Source organism: Lysobacter ciconiae, from assembly GCF_015209725.1.
Lineage (GTDB): Bacteria > Pseudomonadota > Gammaproteobacteria > Xanthomonadales > Xanthomonadaceae > Novilysobacter > Novilysobacter ciconiae.
The window spans coordinates 2,765,024-2,791,444 of the sequence record NZ_CP063656.1 but is presented as its reverse complement, the minus strand read 5'-3'; the positions used below and the strand labels follow the sequence as shown (position 1 = coordinate 2,791,444).

Sequence of the window (26,421 nt, the reverse complement as noted above, 5' to 3'; positions counted from 1 at the left end):
CAATGGCCCCGTTGGTCGCAATCCCCGATTTGTGCAGGACATGCAATGAGTGAGCCCAGCCCGGCCGTCGATCTGCTCGCCGGCGATGCCAACGCCCGCACCGATGCCACCCCGCCGGCGGAATCGCACCTGCCGGTGCCGGTCGCCGCGGAGGCCGAGCCGGTAATCCGCTACGTCGACAGTTGCGACCTGCCCACGCCGTGGGCGACCTTCCGCCTGCACGGATTCATCGACACGGCCAGCGGCAAGGAGCACGTGGCGCTGACCTTGGGCGACCTGGACGACAGCGCGCCGGTGCTGGCGCGGGTGCACTCGGAGTGCCTGACCGGCGATGCGTTCTTCAGCCAGCGCTGCGACTGCGGCGCGCAGCTGGAAGAGGCCTTGCGCCGGATCGCCACCGAAGGCCGCGGCATCGTGCTCTACCTGCGCCAGGAAGGGCGGGGCATTGGCCTGATCAACAAGATCCGCGCGTATCACCTGCAGGATCTGGGCGCCGACACCGTGCAGGCCAACGAGGACCTGGGCTTTGCCGCCGACCAGCGCCATTACGGCCTGTGCGAACCGATGCTGGCCCATTTCGGCGTCGGCGCGCTGCGCCTGATGACCAACAACCCGGCCAAGGTCGTGGCGCTGCAGAAGCTGGGGGTGCTGATTCCGGAGCGGATTTCGATCCTTGTCGGGCACAACCCCAGCAACCAGCGCTATCTCTCGACCAAGCGCGAGAAGCTGGGCCACGTCATCGGCCTGCCCGCCGAGTAGTCGCGCCGGCCTGGCGGGGCCGGGGCCGGGGCCCGCGAACCTTCCGGGCGAATGTCCCCCGGCATCCGCCTGCGGCGGACGCCTCCTCCTTTATTTCGCCCGGAATGCCCGCGGGTCCCGCTGACGGATTGCAGCCGTGCCCGGATAGAGCCGCGGACAAACGGTGCGCGTCAACAATGCCGGGCAGGCTGGAACGGCCGGGGGAATGTCCCTGGGTGAGAAATAAAGGAGGAGACACCGGCTCCATCGGTTCCGGGGGACATTCGCGCCCAGGGACATTCCCCCGGTCGCCTCACGCCCCGCAGGTGCAACGTTCCCATCGGTGGGAAGCGCCTACTTCTCCTTGCGCCAGTTGATCGAACCGCGATCCTCCAGCGTGCTCGATTCGATTTCGATGTCGAAGCCGTGGTCGAGCAGGTACTTCAGGGTCAGCACCTGGCCGGTGCCCAGCAGGGACACCCCGTAGCCGACGTACAGCCGCGGCGAGAGCTGCTTGCCGAAGCCGAACACGCTGCCGCCCAGCGCGCGGCTCTGGGTGACGCCCGCATCCTCCAGGCCGATTTTGGTGGCCAGCTGCGATGCCAGCATGCCGCCGCCGGCGGTCAGCGCCGCATTGGCCGCGTTGAGGTCGCCGCGCTCATCGCCGGTCAGGGTCGACAGCGGTCGACCCAGGGTCAGGTAGGCCAGCGCCTCGGGCTGCGAGCTGGCCGGGTTCGACCACACCGAGGCCTGCGGCGCACTGGCGCGCCCGCTCACGTCCACGCCGGCGGTGACCTCGCCGATCACCCGCTCGGCGCGCAGGTTGACCACCGGGTTCGAGACCGGGTCGTTGGACCAGCGGAGCAGGCCGCGGGTGATCCTCAGGTCCTGCCCGTAGGCCTTGTATTCCCCGGCGACATTGATCGCGCCGTTCGCTGTGAGTTCACGCCCGGGGCGGGCCAGCAGGTGCATATTGCCGTCGACCTTGCCGGTCAGGCCGAAGCCCTTCATGCGCACGTTGTCGCCGACGGTGATGCGCAGGTCCATCGCCAGCGGCGTGCCCGGGCCTTCGTCGGGATTGACCGGATCGAGCACGACGACGTCGGCCGATGGCGACACCGCGTGGTCCAGGCCTTCAAGGTTGACCATTGCCTCGGGCACGTTGATCGTGCCGGACAGGCGCATGGGTTGGCCGATCTGGTAATTCAGTTGCAGATCCGGGCTGGCCACCGCGCGCAGGTCGGGCGTGTCGGAGACCAGTACGTCGGTGCCGCTCAGGCGCAGCACCAGCGGGGTGTCATCGCCCTTCCAGCCCAGCGTGCCGTCGATGTTGAGCACGCCGTTGCCTTCGTTGCCGGCGCTGGAGGCGGAGCGCACGCTGCCGTGGATCCGCGCGCTGCCATCGGCCAGGGCATTGAGCTGCAGGTTGCCCTCGCGCAGGGTGATCGCCAGGGCCGGCATCTCGGTGCTGAAATTGGCCAGCTGGGCCTGGCCGCCCAGCTGCGGCGCATCGCGCGTGCCAGCGACGCTGATCTGCGCGCTCAGCGCGCCGGTCGGCTCGACGATGTCCGGCGAGAACAGCTCCATCCAGGTCAGCTCGCGGGTGTTCAGCGACAACTGGCCGCTCAAGGGCGACCACGTGTCCCAGCCGGTGCGCAGGCTGGCGTCGATGCGGCCGTCGCCGTTGAACCCGGTGCCGAACTCGGCCTCGATGCCCTGCGGCCGGAAGGTCGCGGTCAGGGCCAGGTTCTCGTAGCTGAGCAGTTCGGTGCGCGAGCGCTCGCTGTTGCGGATGCCGCCGCCGGGCGAGGTGATGCGCGCCTGGCCGTCCCAGCCGTTGCCGACCGGGCGGATGTGCGCGTCGATCGCGAGCTCGCCGCGCAGCAGCCACGGCTGGCGGTGCTCGCGCTCGGGCAGGTATGGCTCGACGAGCGCGACCGGCAGCCCCTCGCCGACCACGCTGAGGCCGCGGCGCGGCCAGTCCGCGCTGACGCACAGCGAACCGCCGGCGGTCGAGGCCAGGCAGGCCGGCTCCAGCGTCACGCTGCTGCCGCTGGGCGCGGGCGCCCAGGCAAAGCCGGCGGGCGCGCGCAGGTGCCAGTCCGCGCCGCGCTCCATGTCCACCCCGAGCCGCGAGAGGGTGCCCTGCCAGCGGTTGCCGCGGTGGTTGAGCGAGGTATCCAGTGCCAGCGAAGCCAGGCCTTCCCGGCCGGCGCTGGCGCTCAGACGCAGCTGCTCCACCGCGCCGCGCGCGTCGATGGCCAGCCGGTCCACCGGCGCGCCGAGCGCCAGGCCGTCGCCGCGGATGGCCAGTTGGCCGTCGCCGCGTGACCAGGGCAGCTCGCCCCTGATCGTCAGGGTGCTGGCGGTGTAATCGGCAAACTTCAGGTTGCTGCCGACCAGGTCGGCGCGAATGTCAGGCCCTGCCGCCGGACCCTGCACGCGGGCCGTGCCGCGCAGCGTGCCGCTGGCATCGGGCAGCAGGTCCTGCAGGTTCAAGGGGGCGAAGCGCGCATCGACATCCACGCGGTCACCGTAGCTGCCCTTGGCGTCGATCCGGCTGCCGCCAATGGCGAGGGCGACTTCGCCCAGGTAGCGCGCGACATCCCCGGTCGGGGAGGCGCCGGACATGGTGAAGTGACCGTTGCCGTCCAGCGGCTTGCCGTGCAGGCGGCCGCCCAGGTCGGCCAGGTCGAGGGCGGCTTCCAGTCCGCCATCCCCGCGCGCGCTGCCGGTGCTGGTGATGTGGCCGTTGACCGAGCCGTTCCAGCCCGCGGCGAAGTAGCCCGGGTCAAAGCCGGCCAGGCGGCTGTCGATGTCCCAGGCCAGCGACGGCGCCCAGGCGATGCGACCGGTGGCGGCCAGGGTGCCGGTGGGCATCGCCACGTCCAGCGCCTTCAAGTCCATGCGCTCGTTGTTGCCGCGTCCATCCAGGGTCAGCGTCGCTCGCTCGCCGTCGCGGGTCAGGGTGGCATTGCCGATCAGCGCCCACCCGTGCAGGGTGCCGGCGAGACCGAAATCGGCATCCGCGGCCAGCGCGGTCGGGCTGCCCCACTGCAGGCCACGGGCATTGGTGGCGAAGCGGAACGAGGCATTGGCCGGATCTTTGAAGTCGGCCGTGCCGCGCGCAATCACGCTGCCGTCCAGCAGCTCCAGCCGCAGCGGGTCCAGGTCCAGGACCTGGTCCTCCACCCGCAGGCGCGAATTGAGCACCCTGGCGCTGAACTCGCCCTGCCGGACCTCGCCGCGAAGGCGGGCGTCGCCGCCCACGCCGTCGACCTGCAATTGCAGCGCCAGCGGCGCCTCCGCGGGAGCGGCCTGGGGATCGGTCAGCAGGCCGATGTCGAGCGCGTCGGCGCGCGCGCGCAGCTGCCACTGTGGCCGGTTGACGCTGGCCATGACCGGGCCGCCGCTGGCACCCGGCGGGCTCACCAGGCGGTCCTTGCCGCGCAGGATCACGGTGGCTCGCATCTCGCCGGGCGCGCGCCCGCCCAGGCCCAGGTCCATCTCGTCCAGATCGCCCCGCGCCAGCAGACCGAACCGCGCCGACGTGCGGCCGGGCGCCGCGGGCAGGACGGCGGTCACCAGCAGGTCGGTGCGGTAGTTGTCCGCGGGCGCGTAGTCGCCGTGGGCGGTGAAGCGGCCGCGGTCGCTGTCGATCGCCAGCGTCTCCACGTGCAGGCTGCCGGGCTTGGCCTGCAGGCCGCCGCGCAGGCGACGGATGTTGATGGTCGGCTCGCCTTCGCTGCTGATCCGGAAGCGGTCGATCTGGATATCGGCAGCGGTGAGTGCCAGTGGCGGATTGATCTGCGGCAGCGAATCGGGCCAGCGCGGGAGTTCGAACGGCTCGTCGCTGGCGGGCAGGTCCAGCGTGGCGTTTTCCACCTGCAGCGCGTCCAGACGCAGGTGCCTGCCCAGCAGCGGCAGCAGGGTAGGCTCCAGGGTCACCCGCTGGGCGGTGAAGACGATCGCGTCGTAGGTGAAACGCACGTCGTGCATCGTCAACGGCCCCGACACCGGGCCCTCGGCCTTCTGCCAGCTCAGTGTCGCGTTGGCCGGCAGGCGCTGGACGATCTGCGCCAACAGCACGTCGCGTCCGCCGATCGTGCTGACCAGCCAGTAGACGACGGCGACCAGCAGCAGCACCAGCCCGCCGGTCAGCACTGCGCTGCGGATCGCAAGGACGCGCATGCGTGCATGGCGCTTGCGGCGCAGTTCGGCGATCCGCTCCTCGCGCTCCTCCGGGGTCAGGTCCGGGTCCAAGCGGTGGCGCCTCGGGAAGCCGATCATGCTCAAAGATCCGCGCCGACGCTGAGGTAGATCTGGAACGAGGAGTCCGGGCTGTCCAGGCCGTGGGCGATGTCCAGGCGCAGCGGTCCGACCGGCGAGCGCCAGCGCACGCCCGCGCCCACGCCGGTGCGCCAGTCCGGGGTGCTGTCAAACGCACTGCCGGTGTCCACGAATGCGGCCGCGCCCCAGCTCGGGGTGAAGTAGTGCTCGTATTCGATGCCTCCGGTGGCCACGTTTTTGGCGCCCAGCGCGTACAGCTTGCCGTCGCTGCCTTCCACCCGCGGTCCGACCTCGCGCCACGCGTAGCCGCGGATGCTGCGGTCGCCGCCGGCGAAGAAGCGCAGGCTCGGCGGCATCGCCACCAGTTCCTCGGTGAAGGTGTGCCCCAGCTCGCCGCGGGCGATGATCCGGCCGCGCTCGCCGATGCCGCGGTACCAGCTGGCGGTCGCGCGGATCTGGCCGAAGTCGGCATCGCTGCCGGCGCCTTCCACCCCGCCGCGCAACATCAGCGTGCCGGCGCGGCCGTTGCGCGGGAACACCCGGTCGTCGGCGTCGATGTACTCGGCGCGCAGCGAGGGGTAGGTAAACGTGGCGTAGCGGAATGCCGGCTCGGTGAGCGGGTCGCCGTCATCGTCGGCGGCGTATGACCAGCGCTCGCGCAGGGCGTGCAGGGAGGCGACGACGTTGAGGTGGCGGTTGATCTTGCCGCTGCGGCTGGCGACCAGCTCGATTCGGCGGCTGTCCATGTAGTCGGTCTGCTCATCCGCCGCCTGCGCGCTGACCGTGTACCAGCCGTCCACCCATGCGAAGGCCGGGATGCGGTATTGCGCGGTCAGGGTCTTGCGGCGCTGGGCGTAGTCGAGCTGGGCGAGCGCCTTGTGGCCGCGGTCATTGACGTAGCGGCGCTCCAGCCCCAGGCGCACGCCGGCGCCGCTGTCGGTGCCGTAGCTCAGGCCGGCGGTGTAGATGCTGCGCTTGGCCGGGGTCAGCACCACGTCGATCGGCACCTGGCCGTCGACCGCTTGGTCGGGCAGCGGATTGATCATCACCGAGGAGAAATAGTCCAGCGCGGTGAGCGAATCGCGCAGGCGGTCCAGCTTGCCCTGGTGGTAGTAACTGCCGGTGTCCCAGTACACCAGCTTGTCCAGCACGGACTGGCGCAGGATGGTGTTGGGCGTCTGCTGGAAATCGATCGTGCCCATGTCGTAGCGGCGTCCGCTGTTCCAGACCAGGTCGATGTCGGCGGCGTTGTCTGCGCGAGTGACCTCCACCCGGCGCGAGGCGAAGTCGGCGTCGAAGTAGCCGCGTTGCGACAGCCGGCGGCTGATGCGGATCTTGCTGGCTTCGTAGAGCTGGTGGTCGAACACGTCGCCGATCTCGGGCTTGAACCTGGCCAGGTCCTCGCTCAGATAGCGGTCGCGCGCACCGGCGCCGTCGATGGCGACGTGCTCGCGGCGGACGCGCACCGGATCGCCGGCAACGACGGTGATCGTGACCGTGCCCGCGGAGCCGTTGTTGCGCTCGTAATCGACGGTGATGATCGGTGAGTAATAGCCGAAAGGCTCAAGTGCCTCGCGCGTTTCGTCCTCGGCGGCACGAACCAGATAGGCCAGGCGGCGCGCGGAGATCTCCTTGCCGGAGGCCGCCACGAGGGTGACCGCGCTGCGCACGTTGTCGGTCATCGCCTCGTCAAGGCCGAGCACGGCGACCTTGTCGACTCGTGCGGCGTGGGCCGTACCGCAGACCAGCAGACAGGCAAGGGCGGCAGTAACCGCGATCGGGGCAAGGGGCATGGCGGAAGAATACCTTCAACGCGTCAATAGCAAATAAATACGGGCCCATCCGTTGACGCGGTCGTGGCGACGGCGGTGCCGCGGCGCGCCGTGTCGTAGCATGCGCGGATGAAGATCCTGGTAACCGGCGGCGGCGGCTTTCTCGGCCAGGCCCTGTGTCGCGGGCTGCGTGCGCGCGGCCACGAAGTGGTGAGTTTCAACCGTGGCGACTACCCGGCGCTGGCAGCGATGGGCGTGCAGCAGGTGCGCGGCGACCTGGCCCAGCGCGATGCGGTCATCGCCGCTGCGCGAGGCTGTGACGCGGTGTTCCACAACGCCGCCAAGGCGGGTGCGTGGGGGCCGCGGCAGGCGTACCACGACGCCAACGTGCTCGGCACCCGGCACGTGCTGGACGCCTGCCGCAACCACGGCATCGCGCGGCTGGTGTACACCTCCACCCCCAGCGTGACCCACCGCGCGACCCGCCCCGTGCAAGGCGGCAGCGCGGACGACGTCCCCTACGGCACCGGCTTCAAGGCGCCGTATGCGAGCACCAAGCTGATCGCCGAGCAGGAGGTTTTGGCGGCCAACGACTCGGCGCTGGCCACCGTCGCGCTGCGTCCGCGCCTGATCTGGGGCGTCGGCGACAACCAGTTGCTGCCCCGGCTGGTGGAGCGTGCCAACGCGGGGCGGCTGCGGCTGGTCGGCGAAGGCGACAACCTGGTCGACACCACCTACATCGACAATGCCGCCCAGGCCCACTTCGACGCTTTCGAACATCTGGCGATCGGGGCCACCTGCGCCGGCCGCGCCTATTTCATCAGCAACGGCGATCCGCGCACGATGCGCGAGACAATCAACGGCCTGCTGGCCGCGGTGGGCGCGCCGCTGGTGGAGAAGACCCTGCCATTCCGCCTCGCCTACGCGGCTGGCGTGGTCTGCGAGGGACTGTGGACTGCGCTGCCGCTGCGCGGCGAACCGCCGATGACGCGGTTCCTGGCCGAGCAACTGGTGACGGCGCACTGGTACGACATGGGCCCGGCGCGACGCGATTTCGGTTACCGGCCTGCGATCGGCTTCGATGAGGGCCTGGCCCGGGTGCGTGCCGATTACCTTGCGCACCGCTAGCGCCGCGTCTGCTGGCAACGACGCTCCTGCGCGGTGACGATGCCGGAGGCAGGCGCGCGCCAAGTAGAATGCGCTCATGACCCAGTCCCGCTCATTTCCTCCGTCGCCGCTGGCGGCGCTCAAGCCGCTGGCCGGGCGCGCGTTGCAGACCGCCCTGAACCGCGCGCTCGCGCTGGATCCGCAGACCCGCGACAGCCTGGCCGCTCTCGATGGTCGGCGAGTTGCCTTGCACCTGTCATCGCCGCCGCTGGCGCTGCAGATCCGGGTGGTAGGCGACGGGCTCGAAGTCGGCCCGGTGGACGCCGCCGAGGCGAGCGACCTGTCGATCAGCAGCACCCTGTCCGGGCTGCTGGGGCAGCTGCCGTTCCTGCGTAACGATGACGCGCCGCCGGTAGGGCGGCTGCGGATGGAAGGCGATGCGGACCTGGCGCGACGCCTGCAGCGGCTGGCCGAGGGCTTCGACCCGGACTGGCAGCAGCCATTCGCCCGCGTGTTCGGCGATGTGGTCGGGGTGCAGGTTGCCAACGCGCTGGCCGCCGGACTGAAGCAGGCGCGTGTGGTCGCCGGCGAGCTGGCCGGCAGCGCGGCGGAGTACGTCACCGAGGAATCGCGCGACGTGGTGCCGCGCGCCGAGCTGGAGGCGTTCCACGATGACGTGGACGCGATCCGCGACGACGTGGAGCGTCTGGTCGCCCGTGTCGGCCGGCTTCGCAGCGGCGTCTCCGCACCCGGCAGCGCGTCGTGAAAGCGGCCCTGCGCGCCTGGCGCATCGGTCGCGTACTCCTGCGCTACCGGCTCGACGAGCTGCTTGAGGGCACCTCGGCCGAGCGTTGGTTGAAGCTGGCGCGGCCGTTCGTGCCGCGCGCGTCGGCGGAAATTGTGTCCCAGCCGCGCGGCGTCCGCCTGCGCCTGGCCCTGCAGGAGCTCGGGCCGATCTTCGTCAAGTTCGGCCAGATCCTGTCGACCCGCCCGGACCTGGTGCCACCCGACATCGCGGTCGAGCTGTCGACCCTGCAGGACAACGTCGCGCCGTTCGATGGCGAGGTCGCGCGGGCGATCGTGGAAGCGTCGCTGGGCCGGCCGGTCGAGGCCGCGTTCGCCAGCTTTCACACCACTCCGCTGGCTTCGGCCTCCATCGCCCAAGTCCATGCGGCGACCTTGCCGGCGTCCGGCGGCAATCCGGGGCGCGAGGTGGTGGTCAAGGTCCTGCGGCCGGGCATCGAAGATCAGGTCGCAGCCGACATCGGCCTGTTGAGCGCGCTGGCCGGGATTGTCGAGCGGACCCATCCGCGCGCGGAGAAGATCCGCCCGCGCGCGATCGTCGCCGAGATTGAAAGCACGCTGGCCGCCGAGCTCGACCTTGAGCGCGAAGGGGCAAACGCCAGCGTATTGCGGCGCTTCTGGACCCAGGCGGACGGCTCGCCCAGCGACGACCTGTACGTGCCGGAGGTGATCTGGAGCCACACCGCCGGCAAGGCGCTGACCCTGGAGCGGGTGTATGGCATCCCTTCCGACGACATCCAGGCGCTGGACGCCGCCGGGATCGACCGCCCGGCGCTGGCGGCCAAGGGCGTGCGGGTGTTCTACACCCAGGTGTTCCGCGACAACTTCTTCCACGCCGATGCGCACGCCGGCAACATCTGGGTCGACATCGACCCCGCCCGCAAGGCCAACCCGCGCTTCATCGCGCTGGATTTCGGGATCATGGGCCAGCTCTCCGACGACGACCAGTACTACCTGGCGGAGAACTTCATGGCGATCTTCAACCGCGATTACCGGCGCATCGCCGAGCTGCATCTGCGCGCGGGCTGGATGCCGGCTGACAGCCGCCTGGACGAGCTGGAGGCCGCCGTGCGCGGCGTCTGCGAGCCCTACTTCACCCGGCCGCTGAGCGAGATTTCGCTGGCCGAGGTGCTGGTCAAGCTGTTCCGCACCGCCCAGCGACACCAGCTGACCCTGCAGCCGCAGCTGATCCTGCTGCAGAAAACCCTGCTCAACATCGAGGGCCTGGGACGCCAGCTGGATCCGCGCATCGACATCTGGGGCGTGGCCAAGCCGGTGCTGAAGAAGATCCTCGCCGCCCGTTACAGTCCGCGGCGCCTGCTGCGCGAGTTCCGTCGCCATCTGCCCGAACTGGTGACCCACGCGCCGGAGATGCCGCGCCTGCTGCACACCTGGCTGACCCAGCAGGTGCGCGGCGAACACGAGTTGCGGATGCGCTCGGCGGACCTGGCCGAACTGGCCCGCACCGCGCGCGAAACCCAGAAGCGCACGGTCGCGGCGATCCTGGGCAGCGGCCTGCTGGTCGCCTCGGCGGTGCTGTACGGCTTTGATGCCGGCGGCGCCGGGCAGTGGTCGGTCCCGGTCGCCTCGTGGATAGCCGGGATCGCCGGCGTCGCGGCGATGCTGCTGGCGTGGCCGCGCCGTTGAGCGATCCTGCAGCGCTTGCCCTGCCGGTGGTTTACCAGGACGAGTGGCTGGCCGTGATCAACAAGCCGGCCGGACTGATGGTCCACGACAGCGCGCTGGCCCGGGGCGAGACCGATTTTGCCGCCGACCGCTTGCGCGGGCAGTTCGGGCGCAAGGTGTTCCTGGTCCACCGCCTGGACCGTGCCACCAGCGGCTGCCTGCTGCTGGCCTTCGACCGTGACGCCGCCTCGACTCTGGGCAAGGCGGTCATGGCCGGCGAGCTGCACCGGGACTACCGCGCGATCTGCCGCGGCTGGCCGGAGGCGGATTTCGATGTCGACCACCCGCTCGACGGCGGCCCCGGCAAACCGGTGAAGAAGCCGGCGCAGACCCGCTTCCAGGTCCTGGCGCGGACCGAGTGCGACTGGCCCTCCTCCGGCTTTGCCAGCTCGCGCTACGCGCTGGTGCAGGTGCAACCGGTGACCGGACGCTTCCGCCAGATCCGCCGCCACCTCAAGCACGTCTCCCACCACCTGATCGGCGATACCAGCCACGGCGACGGTCGCCACAACCGGGCCTTCCGCATGGTCGGCATCCACCGCATGCTGCTGCACGCCCACCGGCTCGCGTTCGCCCACCCGGCGAGCGGAGAAGCGCTGGAAGCCATTGCGCCGCCGGACGCCCAGTTCGCCAGGGCGCTGGCGTACTTCTAGACTCCGGGCATGGTCCGGATCGGCAACATCGTCATTCCCGAGTCCGAACTGGTCGAGCGTTTCGTGCGCTCGGCCGGTCCGGGCGGGCAGAACGTGAACAAGGTATCGACGGCGGTCGAGTTGCGTTTCGACATTGCCCAGTCGCCGTCGTTGCCCGAGCCGGTGCGCGCCCGCCTGCTGGCCCGTCGCGATCGCCGCATCACCGCCGACGGGGTGCTGGTCATCAATGCGCAGACCCTGCGCACCCAGGACCGCAACCGAGAGGACGCGCGCGAGCGGCTGGCGGCGTTCATCGGCCAGAGCCTGCACGCGCCGAAGAAGCGGATTCCGACGCGTCCGACCCGTGGCTCCAAGGAACGGCGGCTGGCCGGCAAGCGCGAGCGCGGCACCATCAAGCAGGGACGCTCGCGGACCGACTGGGACTGATCGCGGCGGCGGCTTGGTGCGATCATCGACGTAGAGCAGAGCAGGGGAGATGGGCGCTCGATGACGGCGAGAGACGACCCGGAAGTACCGGCAGGCAGCGTGCCCACGTTGCCGCCCAATGTGCCGCGCGTGCGGCCCAGCCGCTTTGGACGCTGGTTCGGCCGCACGGTGCTGCGCCTGGGCGGTTGGCGCATGACCGGCGAGTTCCCCGACCTGCCGCGGGTGGTGTTGATCGGTGCGCCGCATTCGTCCAACTGGGACGCGGTGTGGGGGTTCGCGGCCAAGCTGGCGCTGGGCGTGGACGTGCGGATCCTCGGCAAGGACTCGTTGTTCCGGGTGCCCGGGCTGGGGTGGCTGTTGCGCAAGCTCGGCGTGATTCCGGTCAACCGCCGCGCCGCGCACGGCGTTGTGGAGCAGGCGACCGCGATGTTGCGCGACGCCGAGCGGCTCTGGTTCGGGCTGGCCCCGGAAGGCACCCGCAAGCCGGTGGAGCGCTGGAAGAGCGGCTTCTGGAAGATCGCCGATGCGGCCGGCGTGCCGATACTGCCGGTGTACTTCCACTACCCGCAGCGCCGCCTGGTGGTCGCGCCGCCGTTCCGGACCGGCGCTGACATGGAGGCCGACATGCAGCGGATCCGCGCGTGGTACCGGGCGGTATCCAAGGGAAAGCTGCACGACGCCTGAACGACTGGCATGATTATTGCGACGCTCGTCACAGAGAGCGTCACAGAGCTAGTCACAAAACTCATCACACAACTCGTCGCAGCATCCGCCGCGTAGCGCGGCCTCCCCGTTGCCGGAGCAGTCACGCCGCATGAATTCGCGCCGCACCAAGCAGCCGGGCCGGCACGCCCGATGGAGCTGAGCGTGGCCCGCGCACCCTGGTTCGCGGCCGGGCCGGGTGCGTGGTGGGCGATGCTGGGCCATCTGCGGCCGCCCGACCCGACCGTGCCCACGCCGGCCGAAGACTGGCGCCACGCGGTGGTCGATGTCGTGATCCCGGTGTGCCGCCATCACGACACCGTCGTCCACTGCCTGGCATCGCTGCTGGGTCAGACCCGGCTGCCGCGGCGGGTATTGCTGGTGGACGACGGCGGCATCGATCGCGACCACAGCCTGCAGCTGGCCCGCGAGTTCGCCCGCGCCAACGGCATACGGCTGGAAACGATTGCCCGCGGCTGGTCGATCGGCCGCGTGGTCACGCTGAAGCGCCAGTCGCGCGAGTTCGAGGGCGACGTGCTGCTGGTGCTGGACGCGGACGCGGTGCTTGAGTCGCCGGACTATATCGAGCGCTGCATCTGCGAGCTGTACCAGGGCGTGGGCATCGCCAGTGCCAGCGGACGGATGCTGCCCTTGCAGGAGTCCGCGCGTGAACGGCTGGAAACCTCCGCGCCGTTCCGCAACTGGCTAGGTGACGACGACTACGCGCATCGCCAACGACCGGACAATCGCTGGCAGACCGCGCTGCAGCGTATGTCGCAGGGCTACCACGCGCACATGGCCGTGCTGCAGCAGGACTTCCTCGACGCCGGCGTATCGCGTGTGGACGGGGGCGTGCCGATTGGCAGCGGTGGCGCGGTGGCCTACCGGCGCCGCTACCTGCGCGACCTCTTCCACCGCTACGAGCCGATCCGCGGGGACGACTTCACCGCGCTGGAGGACCATTTCATCGCGCTGGCGCTGATGAACGCCGGCTACCGCAACATCCGCGTGCCCGATGTGGTGGCCCGCACGCGAGCGCCGTCGCTCCTGCGCCTGCCGGAACACTCGCGGCGCTGGAGCGCGGGGTTCCTGCAGCTCCACCACTATTTCGACGTGCTGTTGCGCAGTCCGCTGCGACGCTTGCGCATGCCGGGTCGAGCGCGCCGCGAGGATGCCGCACAGTGGCGCCGGGGCAAGGCGGAGCGACGGGTCCAGGAGCCCTACCGACAGGGATTCGGCGAGCGGATCACCCGTGAGAGCGGGCGGCCGCTGGGAACGCCGCTGGCGCTGATCGCGCTGGAGCGCATCGGCTACCCGGTGCTGCTGTGGGTGCTGACCCTGGCAGGACAATGGACGGCGCTGGCGATCGTCGTCGCTCTCGAAGTCCTCGCCACCTGCTTCATTGCCGCGCGCTTCGCCTCCGGCCCGCGTTTGCGCGCAGCCCTGCAGGCGCTCGCATGGGCGCCGGTCCGCTATCTGCTGATCCTGCAGGAGCCGATCGCACTGGGCTGGTTCGCGATCCGCCGGTGGTGGAAGCGCGATCTGGACTGGCATGTCCGACGCGACGCGAGGGGGCGTCGCCGGCCGCGCGCGATCCGCCATTGAGAATCAGCGCTCCGACGGGCCGCTGTCGTCGCGGTCGCGGCGGGTAAACAGGTCGGGCTTGATCAGTTCAGTGAATGCGCGCGCCTGTGGGCTGAGGTACTTGCCGCGCCGCACCACCACGCCGTAGCTGCGGTAGGGAAACCATTCGGCGAGCGAGCGTGACGCCAACCGGTCCTTGTCGGCTTCGGTCAGGCAGATCGCGGTGACGATGCTGATCCCCAGCCCCATCGCCACGTACTGCTTGATGACCTCCCAGCCGCCGACTTCCAGGGCGACCGTGTAGGGCACCTGATGGCGCTGGAACACCAGATCGACCATGCGATACGTGGTCAGGCGCTGCGGCGGCAGGATGAGTCCGTAGGGGGACAGGTCGGCCAGGTCGAATTTGGCCCGGGTCGCCAGCGGATGGTCCGGCGGGGTGATCAGCATCGGTTCGAAACGCATCACCGGCGCGTAATCCAGGTCGCCGGGAACGTCGAGCATCGAACCCACCGCGAGGTCCACCTCGTCGGAGCGCAGCAGCTCCAGCCCGCCGGCGCCGGTCACGTTGTGCAGGTTCAGGCGTACCTCCGGATGCGCGGCCCGGAAAGCGGCGACGATCGGCGGCAACAGGTAGAGGATGGTCGAGCTGCCGGCCGCGACGTTGAGCTCGCCGCCATCCATCCCGCGCAGCTGCTTGCGGAACGCGTCCGGCAGTTCGTCGATGCCCTCCACCAACGGTCGCGCCAGGTCGTAGAGGGCCTCGCCCTGGCGGGTCATCACCAGGCGTCGGCCGCTGCGCTCCAGCAACCGTTCGCCCAGGTCGCGCTCCAGCGCCTGCAACTGCAGGCTCACCGCCGGCTGGCTCAGGAACAGCGCCTCGGCGGCGCGGGAAACCGACCCCAGCCGCACCGTCTGGCAGAACGCGCGAAGCGGTTTGAGTCGATCGCCCTTGTAGGAAAAGCGGGGCGTCGCCGGTGATGGCTCGATGCTCATGGGTACTCCTGTGCCCGGTTTCACCGGTCCAACGTCGGTTCCGGTACCGGGTATAAGCGGACCTTATACATCGTATTGATATATCTGAATTGTAAATAAAGCGACCGGCGACGCATGGTCGAGTGCCCCAAGCACTGGAGCAACGGCATGTCGGCAGTCATGAGACGCGAGAGCGAACCGGCCACGCAAGGGTTCAGCGTCCGCGCCGTCGCGGAGGACCAGGATCAATTGCTGAGCGCGTCGGCCAGCGAGTTCCTGTCCGGGCTGCATCGGCGATTCGATGCCCGCCGCCTGGACTGCCTGGCCGCCCGCATTGCCCGCCAAGCCGAAATCGACAACGGCGGGCTTCCGGATTTCCGCGAGGACACGCGCAACATCCGCCAGAGCGACTGGAAGGTCGCGCCGCTGCCAGCCGCCCTGCGTGACCGCCGGGTCGAGATCACCGGTCCGGTCGACGCGAAGATGGTCATCAACGCGCTGAACTCCGGGGCCAACTGTTTCATGGCCGATTTCGAGGACAGCACCTCGCCGATCTGGAAGAACATGATCGCCGGCCAGCACGCCATGCGCGGCGCGGTGGATGGGACGCTGGAGTTCCACGCCCCGGCCCGCGCCGAAGGCACTCCCGGCAAGCACTACGCGTTGAAACCGGCCGCCGGGCAGGCCGTGCTGCTGGTGCGTCCGCGCGGCTGGCATCTGGACGAGAAGCACGTGCAGGTGGACGGCCGGCCCATGTCGGCGAGCCTGTTCGATCTGGGACTGTTCGCCTTCCACAACGCCGCCGCGCTGGCGGCGCGCGATCGCGGCCCGTACTTCTACCTGCCCAAGCTGGAGTCGATGGAAGAGGCCGCGCTGTGGAACGACGTGCTCGACCACATCGAGCGCACGTTGGGCCTGGCCGAAGGCCAGATCAGGGTCACCGTGTTGATCGAGACGTTGCCGGCGGTGTTCCAGATGGACGAGATCCTGCACGCCCTGCGGAGCCGGATCGCCGGCCTCAACTGCGGGCGCTGGGACTACATCTTCAGCTACATCAAGACCTTCCGAGCGCATCCGGACCGGGTGCTACCCGAGCGCGGCCAGGTTGGCATGGACCAGCCCTTCCTGCGCGCGTATTCCGAGCTGCTGATCCACACCTGCCACCGCCGCGGCGCCCACGCCATGGGCGGCATGGCCGCGCAGATCCCGATCAGCAACGATCCGGCCGCCAACGAGCGGGCGATGGCGAAGGTGCGCGCCGACAAGCTGCGGGAGGTCACCGCCGGCCACGACGGCACCTGGGTCGCGCATCCGGCGCTGATCCCGCTCGCCCGCCGCATCTTCGACGAGCGCATGCCCGGCGCGCACCAGCATCACGTGCTGCGAGAAGACGTGCAGGCCTTCACCCAGCGCCAGTTGCGCGACCAGTTGCTGACCCAGCCACTGGGCACGATCACCCGCGCCGGCTTCGACGGCAACGTCGAGGTCTGCGTGCGCTACCTGGCCGCTTGGCTGGATGGCAACGGCTGCGTGCCCATCCACTGGCTGATGGAGGACGCGGCCACCGCCGAGATCGCCCGCACGCAGCTGTGGCAGTGGCTCCATTGCCAAGCCCAGGCGATCGCTGCGGGCAATCCGCAGGCCGAGCCGCCGCAACTGGAGGACGGCACCCCGATCGACTTCACCCTACTGGAGCGCGCCTTCATTGGTCTGCCGGTGCGCCTGGGCGACCGCCGCGAGCTCATCGGCGGCAGCCGGATCGAGGAAGCCATCGGCATGCTCGACCGCCTTTGCCACGCCGACACCCTCGAGGATTTCCTCACCGTTCCCGCCTACCGCCGCCTCGAGTGACGCGCGCCGCTTCTTCCTGCTCCGCCCCGAATGCAACCCCACACAGGACATCGCCATGAGCACTCAACCCACCGCCGATCAGATCCGTGACGACTGGAACACCAACCCCCGCTGGAAGGGCATCACCCGTCCCTACTCGGCCGAGGAGGTCGTGCGTCTGCGTGGCACCGTCGCCGTCGAGCACAGCCTGGCCCGCCTGGGCGCCGACAAGCTGTGGCAGTCACTGCAGCGCGAGGATTTCGTCAACGCCCTGGGCGCGCTGACCGGCAACCAAGCCATGCAGCAGGTCAAGGCCGGACTGAAGGCGATCTACCTCTCCGGCTGGCAGGTCGCCGCCGACGCCAACCTGGGCGGGCAGATGTACCCGGACCAGTCGCTGTACCCGGCCGACTCGGTGCCGGCGGTGGTCAAGCGCATCAACAACACACTTCTGCGCGCCGACCAGATCCAGTGCGCCGAAGGCAGCGGTGACATCGACTTTCTGCAGCCGATCGTCGCCGACGCGGAGGCCGGTTTTGGCGGCGTGCTGAACGCGTTCGAGCTGATGAAGGGCATGATCGAGGCCGGCGCGGCCGGGGTGCATTTCGAGGACCAACTGGCCAGTGCGAAGAAGTGCGGCCACATGGGCGGCAAGGTGCTGGTGCCGACCCGGGAGGCGATCGAAAAGCTGGTCGCCGCGCGTCTGGCCGCCGATGTCATGGGCGTGCCGACCCTGATCGTCGCCCGTACCGACGCCGAAGCCGCCGACCTGCTGACGTCCGACATCGACCCGACCGATGCCCCGTTCGTCACCGGCGAACGCACCGTCGAAGGCTTCTACAAGACCCGCAAGGGCATCGACCAGGCGATCAGCCGCGGCCTGGCCTACGCGCCCTACGCCGACCTGGTGTGGTGCGAGACCGGCAAGCCGGACCTGGAGTTTGCGCGCCGGTTCGCCGAGGCGATCCACGCCAGGTCCCCGGGCAAGCTGCTGGCCTACAACTGCTCGCCCAGCTTCAACTGGAAGGCCAACCTGGACGACGCGACCATCGCCCGCTTTCAGATCGAACTGGCGGCGATGGGCTACAAGTTCCAGTTCATCACCCTGGCCGGCTTCCACGCACTGAACTACGGCATGTTCCACCTCGCCCGCGGCTACGCGCAGCGCCAGATGAGCGCTTTCGTCGAGCTGCAGCAGGCCGAATTCGCCGCTGCCAGCGAAGGCTTCACCGCGGTCAAGCACCAGCGCGAGGTCGGCACCGGTTATTTCGATTCGGTCACCCAGGTCATCCAGAGCGGACAGTCCTCGACCACCGCCCTGACCGGGTCGACCGAGGAGGAGCAGTTCCAGAGCGAGCCGGCGCTGGCCTGACGCTGACGCGCCCACCACCCGCGCGGGAGGATGCTGCCCCATGGAAGGGGCGGCACTGGTTTTGAGCGCGCCGGGAGTATCGGCTACCGCGCGTCCCCGCCCCCTGTTGAAGCGAGAGGAGGGTGTCATGGCGGAATTCAAGGTGGGCGACCACGTGCGCTGGAACTCGGAAGCCGGCCACGTCAGCGGCAGGATCACCAAGGTTCACAAGCGTGATTTCGACTACAAGGGCCACACCCATCGCGCCAGCGCGGAGGAGCCGCAGTACGAGATAAAGAGCGACAAGACCGATCACATCGCCGCGCATAAGGGCAGCGCACTGGAAAAGATCGCCAAATAGGCGAGCGGCCGCCGCCGAATCACCGGTGACGGGTTGATGCGCGGTCAATCCTTCAGGCGGTTGCCAAGGGCATCCCGCGATCCACTCGCCGGTAGCCGATCGCCTCGCTCAGGTGCGTGGTCTGGATCTGTGGACTGCCGGCCAGGTCGGCGATCGTCCGCGCCACCCGCAGGATCCGGTGCATCGAGCGCGCCGACAGGTGGAGGGTGTCGATCGCGCGTTCCAGTAGGGCAAAATCGGTCTCGGCCAGACGGCAAGTCGACCCGGTCTCTGCTTGACTGAGGTGGGCGTTGGCCTTGCCGGAACGGGCCAGCTGCAGCTCGCGGGCGGCAACCACTCGCTCGCGGACGGTATCGCTGTTCTCGGAAGGCGCGGCATCCGGTCGCAGTTCCGATGGCGGCAGCCTGGGTACCTCGACGTGCAGGTCGATCCGGTCCATCAGCGGGCCGGAGATGCGCGCGCGGTAGTTCAAGACCATGTCCGGGCTGCAGCGGCAGCGCCCGCTGGGGTCGCCGGCCCAGCCGCAGGGACAGGGGTTCATGGCTGCGACCAGCTGGAAGCGCGCCGGGAACTCGACGCTGCGGGCGGCGCGCGCGATGGTGACGGTGCCCGACTCCAGTGGCTCGCGCAGCACCTCCAGCGTGCGCCGGCTCCACTCGGGCAGCTCGTCCAGGAACAGTACGCCGTTGTGCGCCATGGAAATTTCGCCCGGTCGCGGCTCGGCGCCACCGCCGACCAGCGCGACCGCACTGGCCGTGTGGTGCGGGGAGCGGAACGGGCGTTCCCGCCACAGCGACGCGTCCACGCCACGTCCGCCCAGCGAAGCGACGGCCGCCGAATCCAGCGCTTCGGCGTCGCTGGCCACCGGCAGCAGACCGGGCAAACGGGACGCGAGCAGGGTCTTGCCGCAGCCTGGCGGCCCCACGAGGAGCAGATGGTGGCCACCCGCCGCGGCGACCTCCAGTGCGCGGCGCGCATGCGCCTGGCCGCGCACGTCGGCCAGGTCCGGTCCGACGCGCCGACTCGGGGCTGGAGCGTCGGCGCGTGGCAGCGATTTGTGCCCGGACAGCATCGCGCACACTTCCAGCAGCGTGCGCGCGGTCCGTGTCTCACCCTCACTGACCAGTGCGGCTTCGGCGCCGTTGGCGGGCGGTACGACCAGTTTGCGTCCGGCCTGGGCCGCGGCCAGCGCGGCCGGCAGCACCGCGTCCACCGCGCGCAACTCGCCGGTCAGGCCCAGCTCGCCGAGGAACTCGTACTCACCCAGGGCCTCCGGCGGGATCTGCCCACTGGCGGCGAGGATCCCCAGAGCGATCGGCAGGTCGAAGCGACCGCCGCCCTTGGGCAGGTCGGCGGGGGCGAGGTTGACGGTGATCCGCCGGGCCGGGAATTCGAACTGGGCGCACTGGATCGCGGCGCGCACGCGCTCACGCGATTCGCGCACCGCGGTTTCCGGCAAGCCGACGATCGACATCGACGGCAGCCCGCCGCCCAGATGCACCTCCACGCGGACCGGAGCGGCACGGATGCCCGATCGCGCACGGCTGTGCACGAGTGCCAGGTTCATCGGGGCAGGTCAGTGGCGAGGAGGCGCGGATGGGTCGGCGCTTTCCGCGCCGGCGTTCACGCGTGAGCCCAGCTGCGCTTCCAGCTCGGTCACGGTGCGCTGCAACTGGTCGAGTTTTTCCCGGGTGTGCAACAGGACCGCGCGCTGCACATCGAACTCCTCGCGCGTCACCAGATCCAGCCGCGACAGACCCGACTGCAGGACGGACTTGAAGTTCTGTTGCAGCTCCTCGCGACCCTCGCGAAGGCTGGGCGGCACCAGGCCGCTGAGACGTCGTGCAAGTTCATCGATGTGGTTGAGATCAATCATGTTGGCTCCTCCGGCAATGGTTCAACACTGGGTCGCGCGAAGTCGCACCACAATCGGCCGGGCCCGCGATGGGCTGTCGGAAAAATCTGACAGGCCAGATGCCCAGTTTACCGCAGCGGTCGCCGGGCTTCGCGCTATCCTCGTCGCCACGATGCCCTGCAGCCCCGGAGTTCGCGATGAAGATGGTCATGGCGGTGATCAAGCCGTTCAAGCTCGATGACGTGCGCGAGGCCCTCGCCGAGGCCGGTGCAGCCGGCATCACGGCCACCGAGGTCAAGGGCTTCGGTCGGCAGAAAGGGCACACCGAGCTGTACCGAGGCGCCGAGTACGTGGTTGATTTCCTGCCCAAGATCAAGCTGGAAGTGGCGATCACCGATGACCAGGTCGACACCGTGGTCGAGGCGATCATGAAGACCGCCGGCACCGGCAAGATCGGCGATGGCAAGATTTTCGTCTGGGACCTTGACCGGGTGGTCCGCATCCGCACCGGCGAGCTGGATGCCGATGCGCTCTGAGCACGCTGCCGCCGGCGACGCGATGAGTCCCGCCGAGGAGCCATTGTCACGCCAGGCGCAGGGTTTCATCGTCCTGCTGGCGCTGCTGCAATCGCTCGCGCTGTGGGTGGTCTGGGTCGGTGCGGAGCGGGGCTGGCCGGTGCTCGGCGCGCTGGGCACCCGCGTGTGCTGGTACGCGCTCGTGCTCGCGGTGCCCACGGCGATGGCGCTGTCGGTGCGCCGTCTGGACGACGCGCGCTTCTGGCAGAACGCCGCGCTGGTGGCGCTGGTCTTCCTCGGCCTGGGCGCTTGGGCGGCGCGGTCGGCCACCGGCGCGCCGGGACTGGAGGCTTCCGCGGTGCTGGCGCCGTTCGCGATCAGCATGGCCGCGGCGTTGTTCGTGGCCGGCCCGTTCCTGCAGTGCCGGCAGGCCCACGGCCGCTGGTGCGCGCCCTACCCGGAACTGTTCGCGCACGCCTGGCAGAACCTGCTGACCTTGCTGGTTGCCGGTGTTTTTACCGGAATCTGCTGGGCGGTGCTGGGCCTGTGGGCCGGCCTGTTCAAGCTCATCGGCGTGGAGTTCTTTGCCGACCTGTTTACCGGCACGGCGTTCGCCTATCTCGCCACCGGGCTGTTCGGCGGTCTGGGCGTGCTGGTCGGACGCAGCCAGGCGCGACCGGTGCAGATGATGCGCCGACTGCTGATCGCAATCTTCACCGGCCTGTTTCCGCTGCTGGCGGCCATCGCGGTGCTGTTCGTGGCCACCCTGCCGTTTACCGGCCTGGAGCCGCTGTGGAGCACCGCCTCGGCGGCCACGGTCCTGATGGCGCTGCTCGTGGCCATGGTGGTGTTTGCCAACGCGGTCTATCAGGACGGTGATGATCCGGCGCCGTATCCGCGCCCGTTGCGGTTGCTGGCGGGGGCGGGGCTGGTCGTGCTGCCGGTATTTGCGGTGCTGGCGCTGGTCGCCCTGGGCCTGCGCGTCGGCCAGTACGGCTGGAGCGTGGAGCGGATCTGGGCGGGGATCGCGGCGGCGATCCTCACCGTGCACGCCTTCGGCTACGCATGGACGGCGCTGGACCGACGCGCTCGTTGGCTGGCGCGCATCGAGCCGGTGAACGTGACCGCTGCGCTGGCCGCGCTGCTGCTGGTATTGCTGGTCAATTCGCCGGTGCTGGACCCGCAGCGCATCGCCGCCGCCAGCCAGGCCCAGCGTCTGCTGGACGCGCGTACCAGCGCGGACGATTTCGATGAGGTCTACCTGCGTTACCGCGCCGGTCGCACGGGTTACAGGACGCTGCAGGAACTGTCGAAGGCACCGCAGGTCGCGTCGAATGCCGAGCTGTCCGACCGTATCGAGCGGGTCCTGCTGCAGACCGGGCGCTACCAGCCATGGGATTCGGACGACCAGGCCAAGCCCACGGCGGAAGAGCGCGCGTCGCTGCAGCCCGGCGCAATTCCGGTGATCGGGCCGGAGCCGGAGGCCGGCTGGTGGGACGCGATGGCGGCAGGCAATCTGGACTCCATCGCCTGTGGGCAACCGGGCAGTGACTGCGTCGCCATCGTGCGCGACCTGGACGCGGACGGCGCGCTGGACGTGCTGCTGTGCCACCTGGGCGTCGATCACACCGTGCACTGCCGCGTGCACGCGCGCGATAACGGCACCTGGAACGACCTCGCCCCGGTGGTGATGTTCGACAACGCCAAGCGCACGCTCGCGGATGCGCTGCGCCGCGGCGACGTGAAACTGGTTCCACGGCGGTGGCCGGACCTGGAGGTTGCCGGGCAGCGCAATGCGATCGAGGAGCCATCGGCCGAGCCGGCCGAGCCGACTGCCGAAATCGATTCCGCTGATCGGGTCGATGCCGCCGATGCGGACGGCAAAGGCGATCCGCCCGAGCCGGCGGATGCCGTCGATCCGGCCGACTGAGCGGAATCAGCCCTCCAGTGCTTCGGCCACGAACGGCGGCAAGCTTGCCGCGCCGCGATGGATATCGGCGCTGTAGTACTTGCTGGTGAAGGCTTTGGCCCGCGCATCGGCCTCGCGGAAGTCGAAGCCCTGGCCCTTGCGCGCCAGCGTGCAGCTCCACCAGCCGGTGGGGTAGCACGGCTGCGGGAAGGGCAGAGTCTGGAACGAGGTGAAGCCGGCCTTGCCCATCTCCGCGCGCATCGCCTTGATCAAGTCCAGCAGCACCAGCGGCGATTCGGATTGCTGGACCAGGATGCCGTCGTCCTTCAGCGCGCGGAAGCACGACTCGAAGAAGGACTTGTTGAACAGGCCCTCAGCCGGGCCGACCGGATCGGTGGAATCGACGATGACCACGTCCAAGCTGCCGGGCTCGCAGTGCTTCATGTAGGCGATGCCGTCATCGAACAGCAGCTGCGCGCGGGGATCGTCGTTGGAATCGCACAGCTCGGGGAAGTACTTCTCCGACATCCGGGTGACCTGCTCGTCGATGTCGCACTGCACCGCGCGCTCCACGCCCGGGTGCTTCAGCACCTCGCGCAGGGTGCCGCAGTCGCCGCCACCGATGATGACGACCTGCTTCGGATCGGTGTGGGTGAACAGCGCCGGGTGCGACATCATCTCGTGGTAGAGGAAGTTGTCGCGGCTGGTCAGCATGACCGCGCCGTCGATCAGCATCAGGTTGCCCCAGTCGGTGGTCTCGAAGATCTCGATCTTCTGGAACGGCGATTGCACCTCGTCCAGCTTGCGGGTGATGCGGAAGCCGATCGCCGAGCCGGAGGGCTCGAAGTTCTCGTAGTGCCACGTGGTCTCAGCGTTCATTGCAGTTCGTCCAGTGTTGGCGGCCACATTCCGGTCGGCGGACACCGAGTGCGTGGCGGAGGGAAGGGCGCGAATTGTAACCAACGCGCCGCAACAGGCCGTGATCTGCGTCGTGACGTCCCGGGCCCGCGTGGGGCGATAGAATGCCCGTCCCCCCGCTGCCGGTAGCATGCCGATGTCCCACTGGTCGATCGATCAGGCCCGCAAGACCTACTCCGTCCCGCATTGGAGCGAGGGGTACTTCGACGTCGACGACCAGGGCCGCGTGACGGTGCGGCCGCGAGGGGCGAATGGACCCGAGGTGGCGTTGCCGCAGGTGGTCGACCGGGCGCGCGCCAACGGCGCCATGCTGCCGCTGCTGGTGCGCTTCCCCGACATCCTCGGCGACCGCCTCGGCAAGCTGCAGTCGGCGTTTGCCCAGGCCATGGCCGATGCGGATTACGCCGGCGGCTACACCGCGGTCTACCCGATCAAGGTCAACCAGCATCAGGGCGTGGCCGGCACGCTGGCCTCGCACCACGGCGAGGGCTTCGGCCTAGAGGCGGGCAGCAAGCCCGAGCTGATGGCGGTGCTGGCGCTGAGCCGGCCCGGCGGCCTGATCGTCTGCAACGGCTACAAGGATCGTGAATATATCCGCCTGGCGCTGATCGGCCGCAAGCTAGGCATGGAGACCTTCATCGTCATCGAGAAGCCCTCCGAGCTGGCGCTCGTGCTGGAGGAGTCCAAGGCGCTCGGGGTCAAGCCCGGGATCGGCGTGCGCATGCGCCTGGCCAGCCTGGGCGCGGGCAAGTGGCAGAACAGCGGCGGCGACAAGGCCAAGTTCGGCCTGACCCCACGCCAGGTGCTGGACCTGTGGAAAAGCCTGCGCGAGGACGGGATGACCGACTGCCTGGGCCTGCTGCATTTCCACATGGGCTCGCAGATCTCCAACGTGCGCGACATCGCCAGCGGCATCCGCGAGGCGACCCGTTACCTCGTCGAGCTGTCCAAGCTGGGCGCCAACGTCCGCTACATGGATGTCGGAGGCGGGCTGGGCATCGACTACGAGGGCACCCGCTCGCGCAGCTATTACTCGATCAACTACGGCGTGCAGCAGTACGCATCCAGCATCGTCCAGCCGTTGGCCGATGCGTGCATCGAACACGGCCTGACGCCGCCGCGGATTGTCACCGAATGCGGCCGCGCGATGACCGCGCATCACGCGGTGTTGATCGCCAACGTCTCCGAGGTCGAGCCCGCGCCGGAAGGCCGCGTGCCCGACGAGCACGACGATGAGCCGGCGGTCATCCGCCACCTGCGCGGGATCCACGCCGAGCTGGATTCGCGCCCGGCCGTGGAGCTGTTCCACGAGGCCGTGCACTTCCACTCCGAAGGCCTGACCGCCTACGCGCTGGGCCAGATCGACCTGGTCCACCGCGCCCGCATCGACGACCTGTTCTACCTGATCGCCCACGGCGTGCGCGAGCGCCTCAGCCCCGGCGAGAAGAGCCACCAGGCGGTGCTGGACGAGCTCAACCAGAGGCTGGTGGACAAGTACTTCGTCAACTTCAGCGTGTTCGAATCCATGCCCGATGTCTGGGCGATCCAGCAGGTGTTTCCGATCATGCCGATCGAGCGTCTGGACGAGGCGCCGCAGAGGCGCGGCGTGATCGCCGACCTGACCTGCGACTCGGACGGGCGCATCGACACCTACGTCGGCAACGAGACGCTGGACACCTCGATGGCGATCCATTCGCTCAATCCCGGCGAGAGCTACCGGCTGGGGTTCTTCCTGGTGGGCGCCTACCAGGAGATCCTCGGCGACATCCACAACCTGTTTGGCGACACCGACGCGGTCGCGGTGCAGATCGACGGCGACGGCTACCAGTTGACCCAGCAGCGCCGCGGCGACACCACCGACGTGATGCTCGACTACGTCGGCTACTCGCTTGGCGAGCTGCGCGCCAGCTACCGGGCCAAGGTTGCCGCCGCGGATCTACCCGCCGACGAGGCCGATCGCCTGAACGCCGCGCTGGAAGCCGGCCTGACCGGATACACCTACCTCAGCGACGCGCCACTGGCGTAGTCGCGGGGCCCTGCATCAACGCCTGGACCAGGCACGAGGAGCTGCATGAAAACCGGATTCATTGGCCTGGGCGCGATGGGCGCACCGATGGCTCGCTACCTGCACGCGCGCGGCCTGTTGACCGTGGTCGGCAACCGCACCCAGTCCAAGGCCGACGCACTGGCCAGGGAGCTGGAAGTGCGCGCGGCGCGCTCGGCCGACAACTTCGCCGACTGCGACGTGGTCGCGATGTGTGTCTCGCTGGACGCCGACGTGCTCGAGAACGTCCAGGCGCTGGCGCAGGTGCTCAAGCCCGGCGCGGTGGTGGTGGATCACTCCACCGTCTCTGTGCAGACGGCGCGCCGCGCGGCGGCGATGCTGCACGAGCACGGCATCGGCTTCGTCGACGCGCCGGTATCGGGCGGCGTGGAAGGCGCGCGCAACGGCAAGCTGTCGGTGATGGCCGGCGGCGAGGGCGACGCGCTGGAGAAGGTGCGGCCCGTGCTGGAGGCCTACGCCAGCCGGATCAGCCACATGGGCGCGACCGGCGCCGGCCAGGCGACCAAGGCGGTCAACCAGGTGCTGGTGGCCGGCATCAACGAGGCGGTCTGCGAGGGTCTCGCGCTCGGCGAGAAGCTCGGCCTGGACGCCGAGCGCCTGCTGCCCACGCTGATGGCGGGCGCGGCCGGCAACTGGTTCCTGGAGAAACGCGGCGGGACGATGATGCGCAGCGAGTTCGCGCCCGGCTTCAAGAGCGCGCACATGCTCAAGGATCTGCGCATCGTCCGTGACATCGCCCGCGAGGCGTCGATCCAGCTGTCCACCCTGGAGCTGGCGCTGGCCGACTACGGTCGTCTGGTCGATCAGGGTGACGGTGACAGCGATACGTCGGCGCTGATCAAGCTCAAGCGCGGCAACTGAGTTTCGCCGCGCCTGCGGG

Annotated in this window: 21 protein-coding genes; 15 read left to right on the top strand and 6 right to left on the bottom strand. The window is 69.4% G+C overall.

Annotated features, from left to right (window positions below; translation table 11 throughout):
* The first annotated feature begins 45 nt into the window (after positions 1–45).
* On the top strand, positions 46–759 hold the full coding sequence (ribA, locus tag INQ41_RS12580; protein WP_193984958.1) for a GTP cyclohydrolase II: 714 nt from the start codon (positions 46–48) through the stop codon (positions 757–759).
* Between the two features lie 333 nt (positions 760–1,092).
* Here ribA and INQ41_RS12575 read toward each other — a convergent pair whose 3' ends face one another.
* Both INQ41_RS12575 and INQ41_RS12570 read right to left on the bottom strand, forming a co-directional pair.
* Positions 1,093–4,929, bottom strand: coding sequence for a translocation/assembly module TamB domain-containing protein (locus INQ41_RS12575; protein WP_407074280.1), 3,837 nt, complete (start codon positions 4,927–4,929; stop codon positions 1,093–1,095).
* Between the two features lie 101 nt (positions 4,930–5,030).
* Positions 5,031–6,821 (bottom strand): autotransporter assembly complex protein TamA, encoded by a 1,791-nt coding sequence (locus tag INQ41_RS12570; protein WP_193984954.1) that lies wholly within the window; start codon positions 6,819–6,821, stop codon positions 5,031–5,033.
* A 108-nt stretch (positions 6,822–6,929) separates the two neighbouring features.
* On the opposite strand from INQ41_RS12570, the gene oleD reads away from it, so the two are divergent.
* The 7 genes from oleD (at position 6,930) to INQ41_RS12535 (ending at position 13,783) form a co-directional block, all read left to right on the top strand.
* Positions 6,930–7,928 carry a 2-alkyl-3-oxoalkanoate reductase gene (oleD, locus tag INQ41_RS12565; protein ID WP_193984952.1) on the top strand — a complete coding sequence of 333 codons (999 nt, stop codon included), beginning with the start codon at positions 6,930–6,932 and terminating at the stop codon, positions 7,926–7,928.
* Positions 7,929–8,004: 76 nt separating this feature from the next.
* Positions 8,005–8,673 (top strand): ubiquinone biosynthesis accessory factor UbiJ, encoded by a 669-nt coding sequence (locus INQ41_RS12560; protein WP_193984950.1) that lies wholly within the window; start codon positions 8,005–8,007, stop codon positions 8,671–8,673.
* Positions 8,670–10,358 (top strand): ubiquinone biosynthesis regulatory protein kinase UbiB, encoded by a 1,689-nt coding sequence (gene ubiB / locus INQ41_RS12555; protein ID WP_193984948.1) that lies wholly within the window; start codon positions 8,670–8,672, stop codon positions 10,356–10,358. Before INQ41_RS12560 ends, ubiB begins: the two co-directional genes overlap by 4 nt.
* Positions 10,343–11,050, top strand: coding sequence for a pseudouridine synthase (locus INQ41_RS12550; RefSeq protein WP_228076615.1), 708 nt, complete (start codon positions 10,343–10,345; stop codon positions 11,048–11,050). The genes ubiB and INQ41_RS12550 overlap by 16 nt, the downstream gene beginning before the upstream one ends.
* 9 nt (positions 11,051–11,059) lie before the next feature.
* A complete protein-coding gene (gene arfB, locus INQ41_RS12545) occupies positions 11,060–11,476 on the top strand; it encodes an alternative ribosome rescue aminoacyl-tRNA hydrolase ArfB (protein ID WP_193984946.1) in 417 nt (138 codons plus the stop codon).
* Positions 11,477–11,536: 60 nt separating this feature from the next.
* The gene (locus INQ41_RS12540; protein ID WP_193984944.1) at positions 11,537–12,160 is read left to right on the top strand and encodes a lysophospholipid acyltransferase family protein; all 624 of its coding nucleotides are present in this window, start codon (positions 11,537–11,539) and stop codon (positions 12,158–12,160) included.
* A 183-nt stretch (positions 12,161–12,343) separates the two neighbouring features.
* The gene (locus INQ41_RS12535; RefSeq protein WP_193984943.1) at positions 12,344–13,783 is read left to right on the top strand and encodes a glycosyltransferase; all 1,440 of its coding nucleotides are present in this window, start codon (positions 12,344–12,346) and stop codon (positions 13,781–13,783) included.
* 3 nt (positions 13,784–13,786) lie between these two features.
* On the opposite strand, the gene INQ41_RS12530 is transcribed toward INQ41_RS12535, so the two are convergent.
* Positions 13,787–14,758: a LysR family transcriptional regulator gene (locus tag INQ41_RS12530; RefSeq protein WP_193984941.1), complete on the bottom strand. Its 972-nt coding sequence runs from the start codon at positions 14,756–14,758 to the stop codon at positions 13,787–13,789.
* Positions 14,759–14,905: 147 nt separating this feature from the next.
* Here INQ41_RS12530 and aceB point away from each other — a divergent pair, with 147 nt between their 5' ends.
* From aceB to INQ41_RS12515, 3 genes are all read left to right on the top strand, one after another.
* Positions 14,906–16,588, top strand: a complete 1,683-nt coding sequence (gene aceB / locus INQ41_RS12525; protein WP_193984939.1) for a malate synthase A — start codon at positions 14,906–14,908, stop codon at positions 16,586–16,588.
* A gap of 55 nt (positions 16,589–16,643) precedes the next feature.
* Positions 16,644–17,939, top strand: coding sequence for an isocitrate lyase (gene aceA / locus INQ41_RS12520; protein WP_193984937.1), 1,296 nt, complete (start codon positions 16,644–16,646; stop codon positions 17,937–17,939).
* A gap of 127 nt (positions 17,940–18,066) precedes the next feature.
* Positions 18,067–18,279, top strand: a complete 213-nt coding sequence (locus tag INQ41_RS12515; RefSeq protein WP_193984935.1) for a hypervirulence associated TUDOR domain-containing protein — start codon at positions 18,067–18,069, stop codon at positions 18,277–18,279.
* Between the two features lie 52 nt (positions 18,280–18,331).
* Here the strand turns inward: INQ41_RS12515 and INQ41_RS12510 are convergent, their stop codons facing one another.
* Together INQ41_RS12510 and ubiK are read right to left on the bottom strand one after the other, a co-directional pair.
* Positions 18,332–19,846 carry a YifB family Mg chelatase-like AAA ATPase gene (locus INQ41_RS12510; protein ID WP_193984933.1) on the bottom strand — a complete coding sequence of 505 codons (1,515 nt, stop codon included), beginning with the start codon at positions 19,844–19,846 and terminating at the stop codon, positions 18,332–18,334.
* A gap of 9 nt (positions 19,847–19,855) precedes the next feature.
* Positions 19,856–20,155, bottom strand: a complete 300-nt coding sequence (gene ubiK, locus INQ41_RS12505) for a ubiquinone biosynthesis accessory factor UbiK (protein WP_193984931.1) — start codon at positions 20,153–20,155, stop codon at positions 19,856–19,858.
* 176 nt (positions 20,156–20,331) lie between these two features.
* Here ubiK and INQ41_RS12500 point away from each other — a divergent pair, with 176 nt between their 5' ends.
* Entirely contained in the window at positions 20,332–20,670 is a 339-nt protein-coding gene (locus INQ41_RS12500; RefSeq protein ID WP_043958974.1) for a P-II family nitrogen regulator, read from the top strand.
* Positions 20,654–22,579 (top strand): DUF4153 domain-containing protein, encoded by a 1,926-nt coding sequence (locus tag INQ41_RS12495; RefSeq protein WP_228076614.1) that lies wholly within the window; start codon positions 20,654–20,656, stop codon positions 22,577–22,579. The genes INQ41_RS12500 and INQ41_RS12495 overlap by 17 nt, the downstream gene beginning before the upstream one ends.
* A 6-nt stretch (positions 22,580–22,585) precedes the next feature.
* Here INQ41_RS12495 and speE read toward each other — a convergent pair whose 3' ends face one another.
* Positions 22,586–23,437 carry a polyamine aminopropyltransferase gene (speE, locus tag INQ41_RS12490; protein WP_193984929.1) on the bottom strand — a complete coding sequence of 284 codons (852 nt, stop codon included), beginning with the start codon at positions 23,435–23,437 and terminating at the stop codon, positions 22,586–22,588.
* A 175-nt stretch (positions 23,438–23,612) separates the two neighbouring features.
* On the opposite strand from speE, the gene speA reads away from it, so the two are divergent.
* Both speA and INQ41_RS12480 read left to right on the top strand, forming a co-directional pair.
* Positions 23,613–25,502: an arginine decarboxylase gene (gene speA / locus INQ41_RS12485; protein ID WP_193984927.1), complete on the top strand. Its 1,890-nt coding sequence runs from the start codon at positions 23,613–23,615 to the stop codon at positions 25,500–25,502.
* Between the two features lie 45 nt (positions 25,503–25,547).
* Positions 25,548–26,402: an NAD(P)-dependent oxidoreductase gene (locus INQ41_RS12480; protein ID WP_193984925.1), complete on the top strand. Its 855-nt coding sequence runs from the start codon at positions 25,548–25,550 to the stop codon at positions 26,400–26,402.
* The last annotated feature ends 19 nt before the right edge of the window (positions 26,403–26,421 follow it).

Bases quoted from the DNA above. Each gene is read 5' to 3' on its own strand.
- INQ41_RS12500 (WP_043958974.1), top strand. From the start codon at position 20,332: ATGAAGATGGTCATGGCGGTGATCAAGCCGTTCAAGCTCGATGACGTG.
- ribA (WP_193984958.1), top strand. From the start codon at position 46: ATGAGTGAGCCCAGCCCGGCCGTCGATCTGCTCGCCGGCGATGCCAAC.
- INQ41_RS12515 (WP_193984935.1), top strand. From the start codon at position 18,067: ATGGCGGAATTCAAGGTGGGCGACCACGTGCGCTGGAACTCGGAAGCC.
- INQ41_RS12495 (WP_228076614.1), top strand. From the start codon at position 20,654: ATGCCGATGCGCTCTGAGCACGCTGCCGCCGGCGACGCGATGAGTCCC.
- INQ41_RS12540 (WP_193984944.1), top strand. From the start codon at position 11,537: ATGACGGCGAGAGACGACCCGGAAGTACCGGCAGGCAGCGTGCCCACG.
- speA (WP_193984927.1), top strand. From the start codon at position 23,613: ATGTCCCACTGGTCGATCGATCAGGCCCGCAAGACCTACTCCGTCCCG.
- speE (WP_193984929.1), bottom strand. From the start codon at position 23,437: ATGAACGCTGAGACCACGTGGCACTACGAGAACTTCGAGCCCTCCGGC.
- arfB (WP_193984946.1), top strand. From the start codon at position 11,060: ATGGTCCGGATCGGCAACATCGTCATTCCCGAGTCCGAACTGGTCGAG.
- ubiK (WP_193984931.1), bottom strand. From the start codon at position 20,155: ATGATTGATCTCAACCACATCGATGAACTTGCACGACGTCTCAGCGGC.
- INQ41_RS12560 (WP_193984950.1), top strand. From the start codon at position 8,005: ATGACCCAGTCCCGCTCATTTCCTCCGTCGCCGCTGGCGGCGCTCAAG.
- INQ41_RS12575 (WP_407074280.1), bottom strand. From the start codon at position 4,929: ATGCGCGTCCTTGCGATCCGCAGCGCAGTGCTGACCGGCGGGCTGGTG.
- oleD (WP_193984952.1), top strand. From the start codon at position 6,930: ATGAAGATCCTGGTAACCGGCGGCGGCGGCTTTCTCGGCCAGGCCCTG.
- aceB (WP_193984939.1), top strand. From the start codon at position 14,906: ATGTCGGCAGTCATGAGACGCGAGAGCGAACCGGCCACGCAAGGGTTC.
- INQ41_RS12570 (WP_193984954.1), bottom strand. From the start codon at position 6,821: ATGCCCCTTGCCCCGATCGCGGTTACTGCCGCCCTTGCCTGTCTGCTG.
- INQ41_RS12480 (WP_193984925.1), top strand. From the start codon at position 25,548: ATGAAAACCGGATTCATTGGCCTGGGCGCGATGGGCGCACCGATGGCT.
- INQ41_RS12510 (WP_193984933.1), bottom strand. From the start codon at position 19,846: ATGAACCTGGCACTCGTGCACAGCCGTGCGCGATCGGGCATCCGTGCC.
- aceA (WP_193984937.1), top strand. From the start codon at position 16,644: ATGAGCACTCAACCCACCGCCGATCAGATCCGTGACGACTGGAACACC.
- INQ41_RS12530 (WP_193984941.1), bottom strand. From the start codon at position 14,758: ATGAGCATCGAGCCATCACCGGCGACGCCCCGCTTTTCCTACAAGGGC.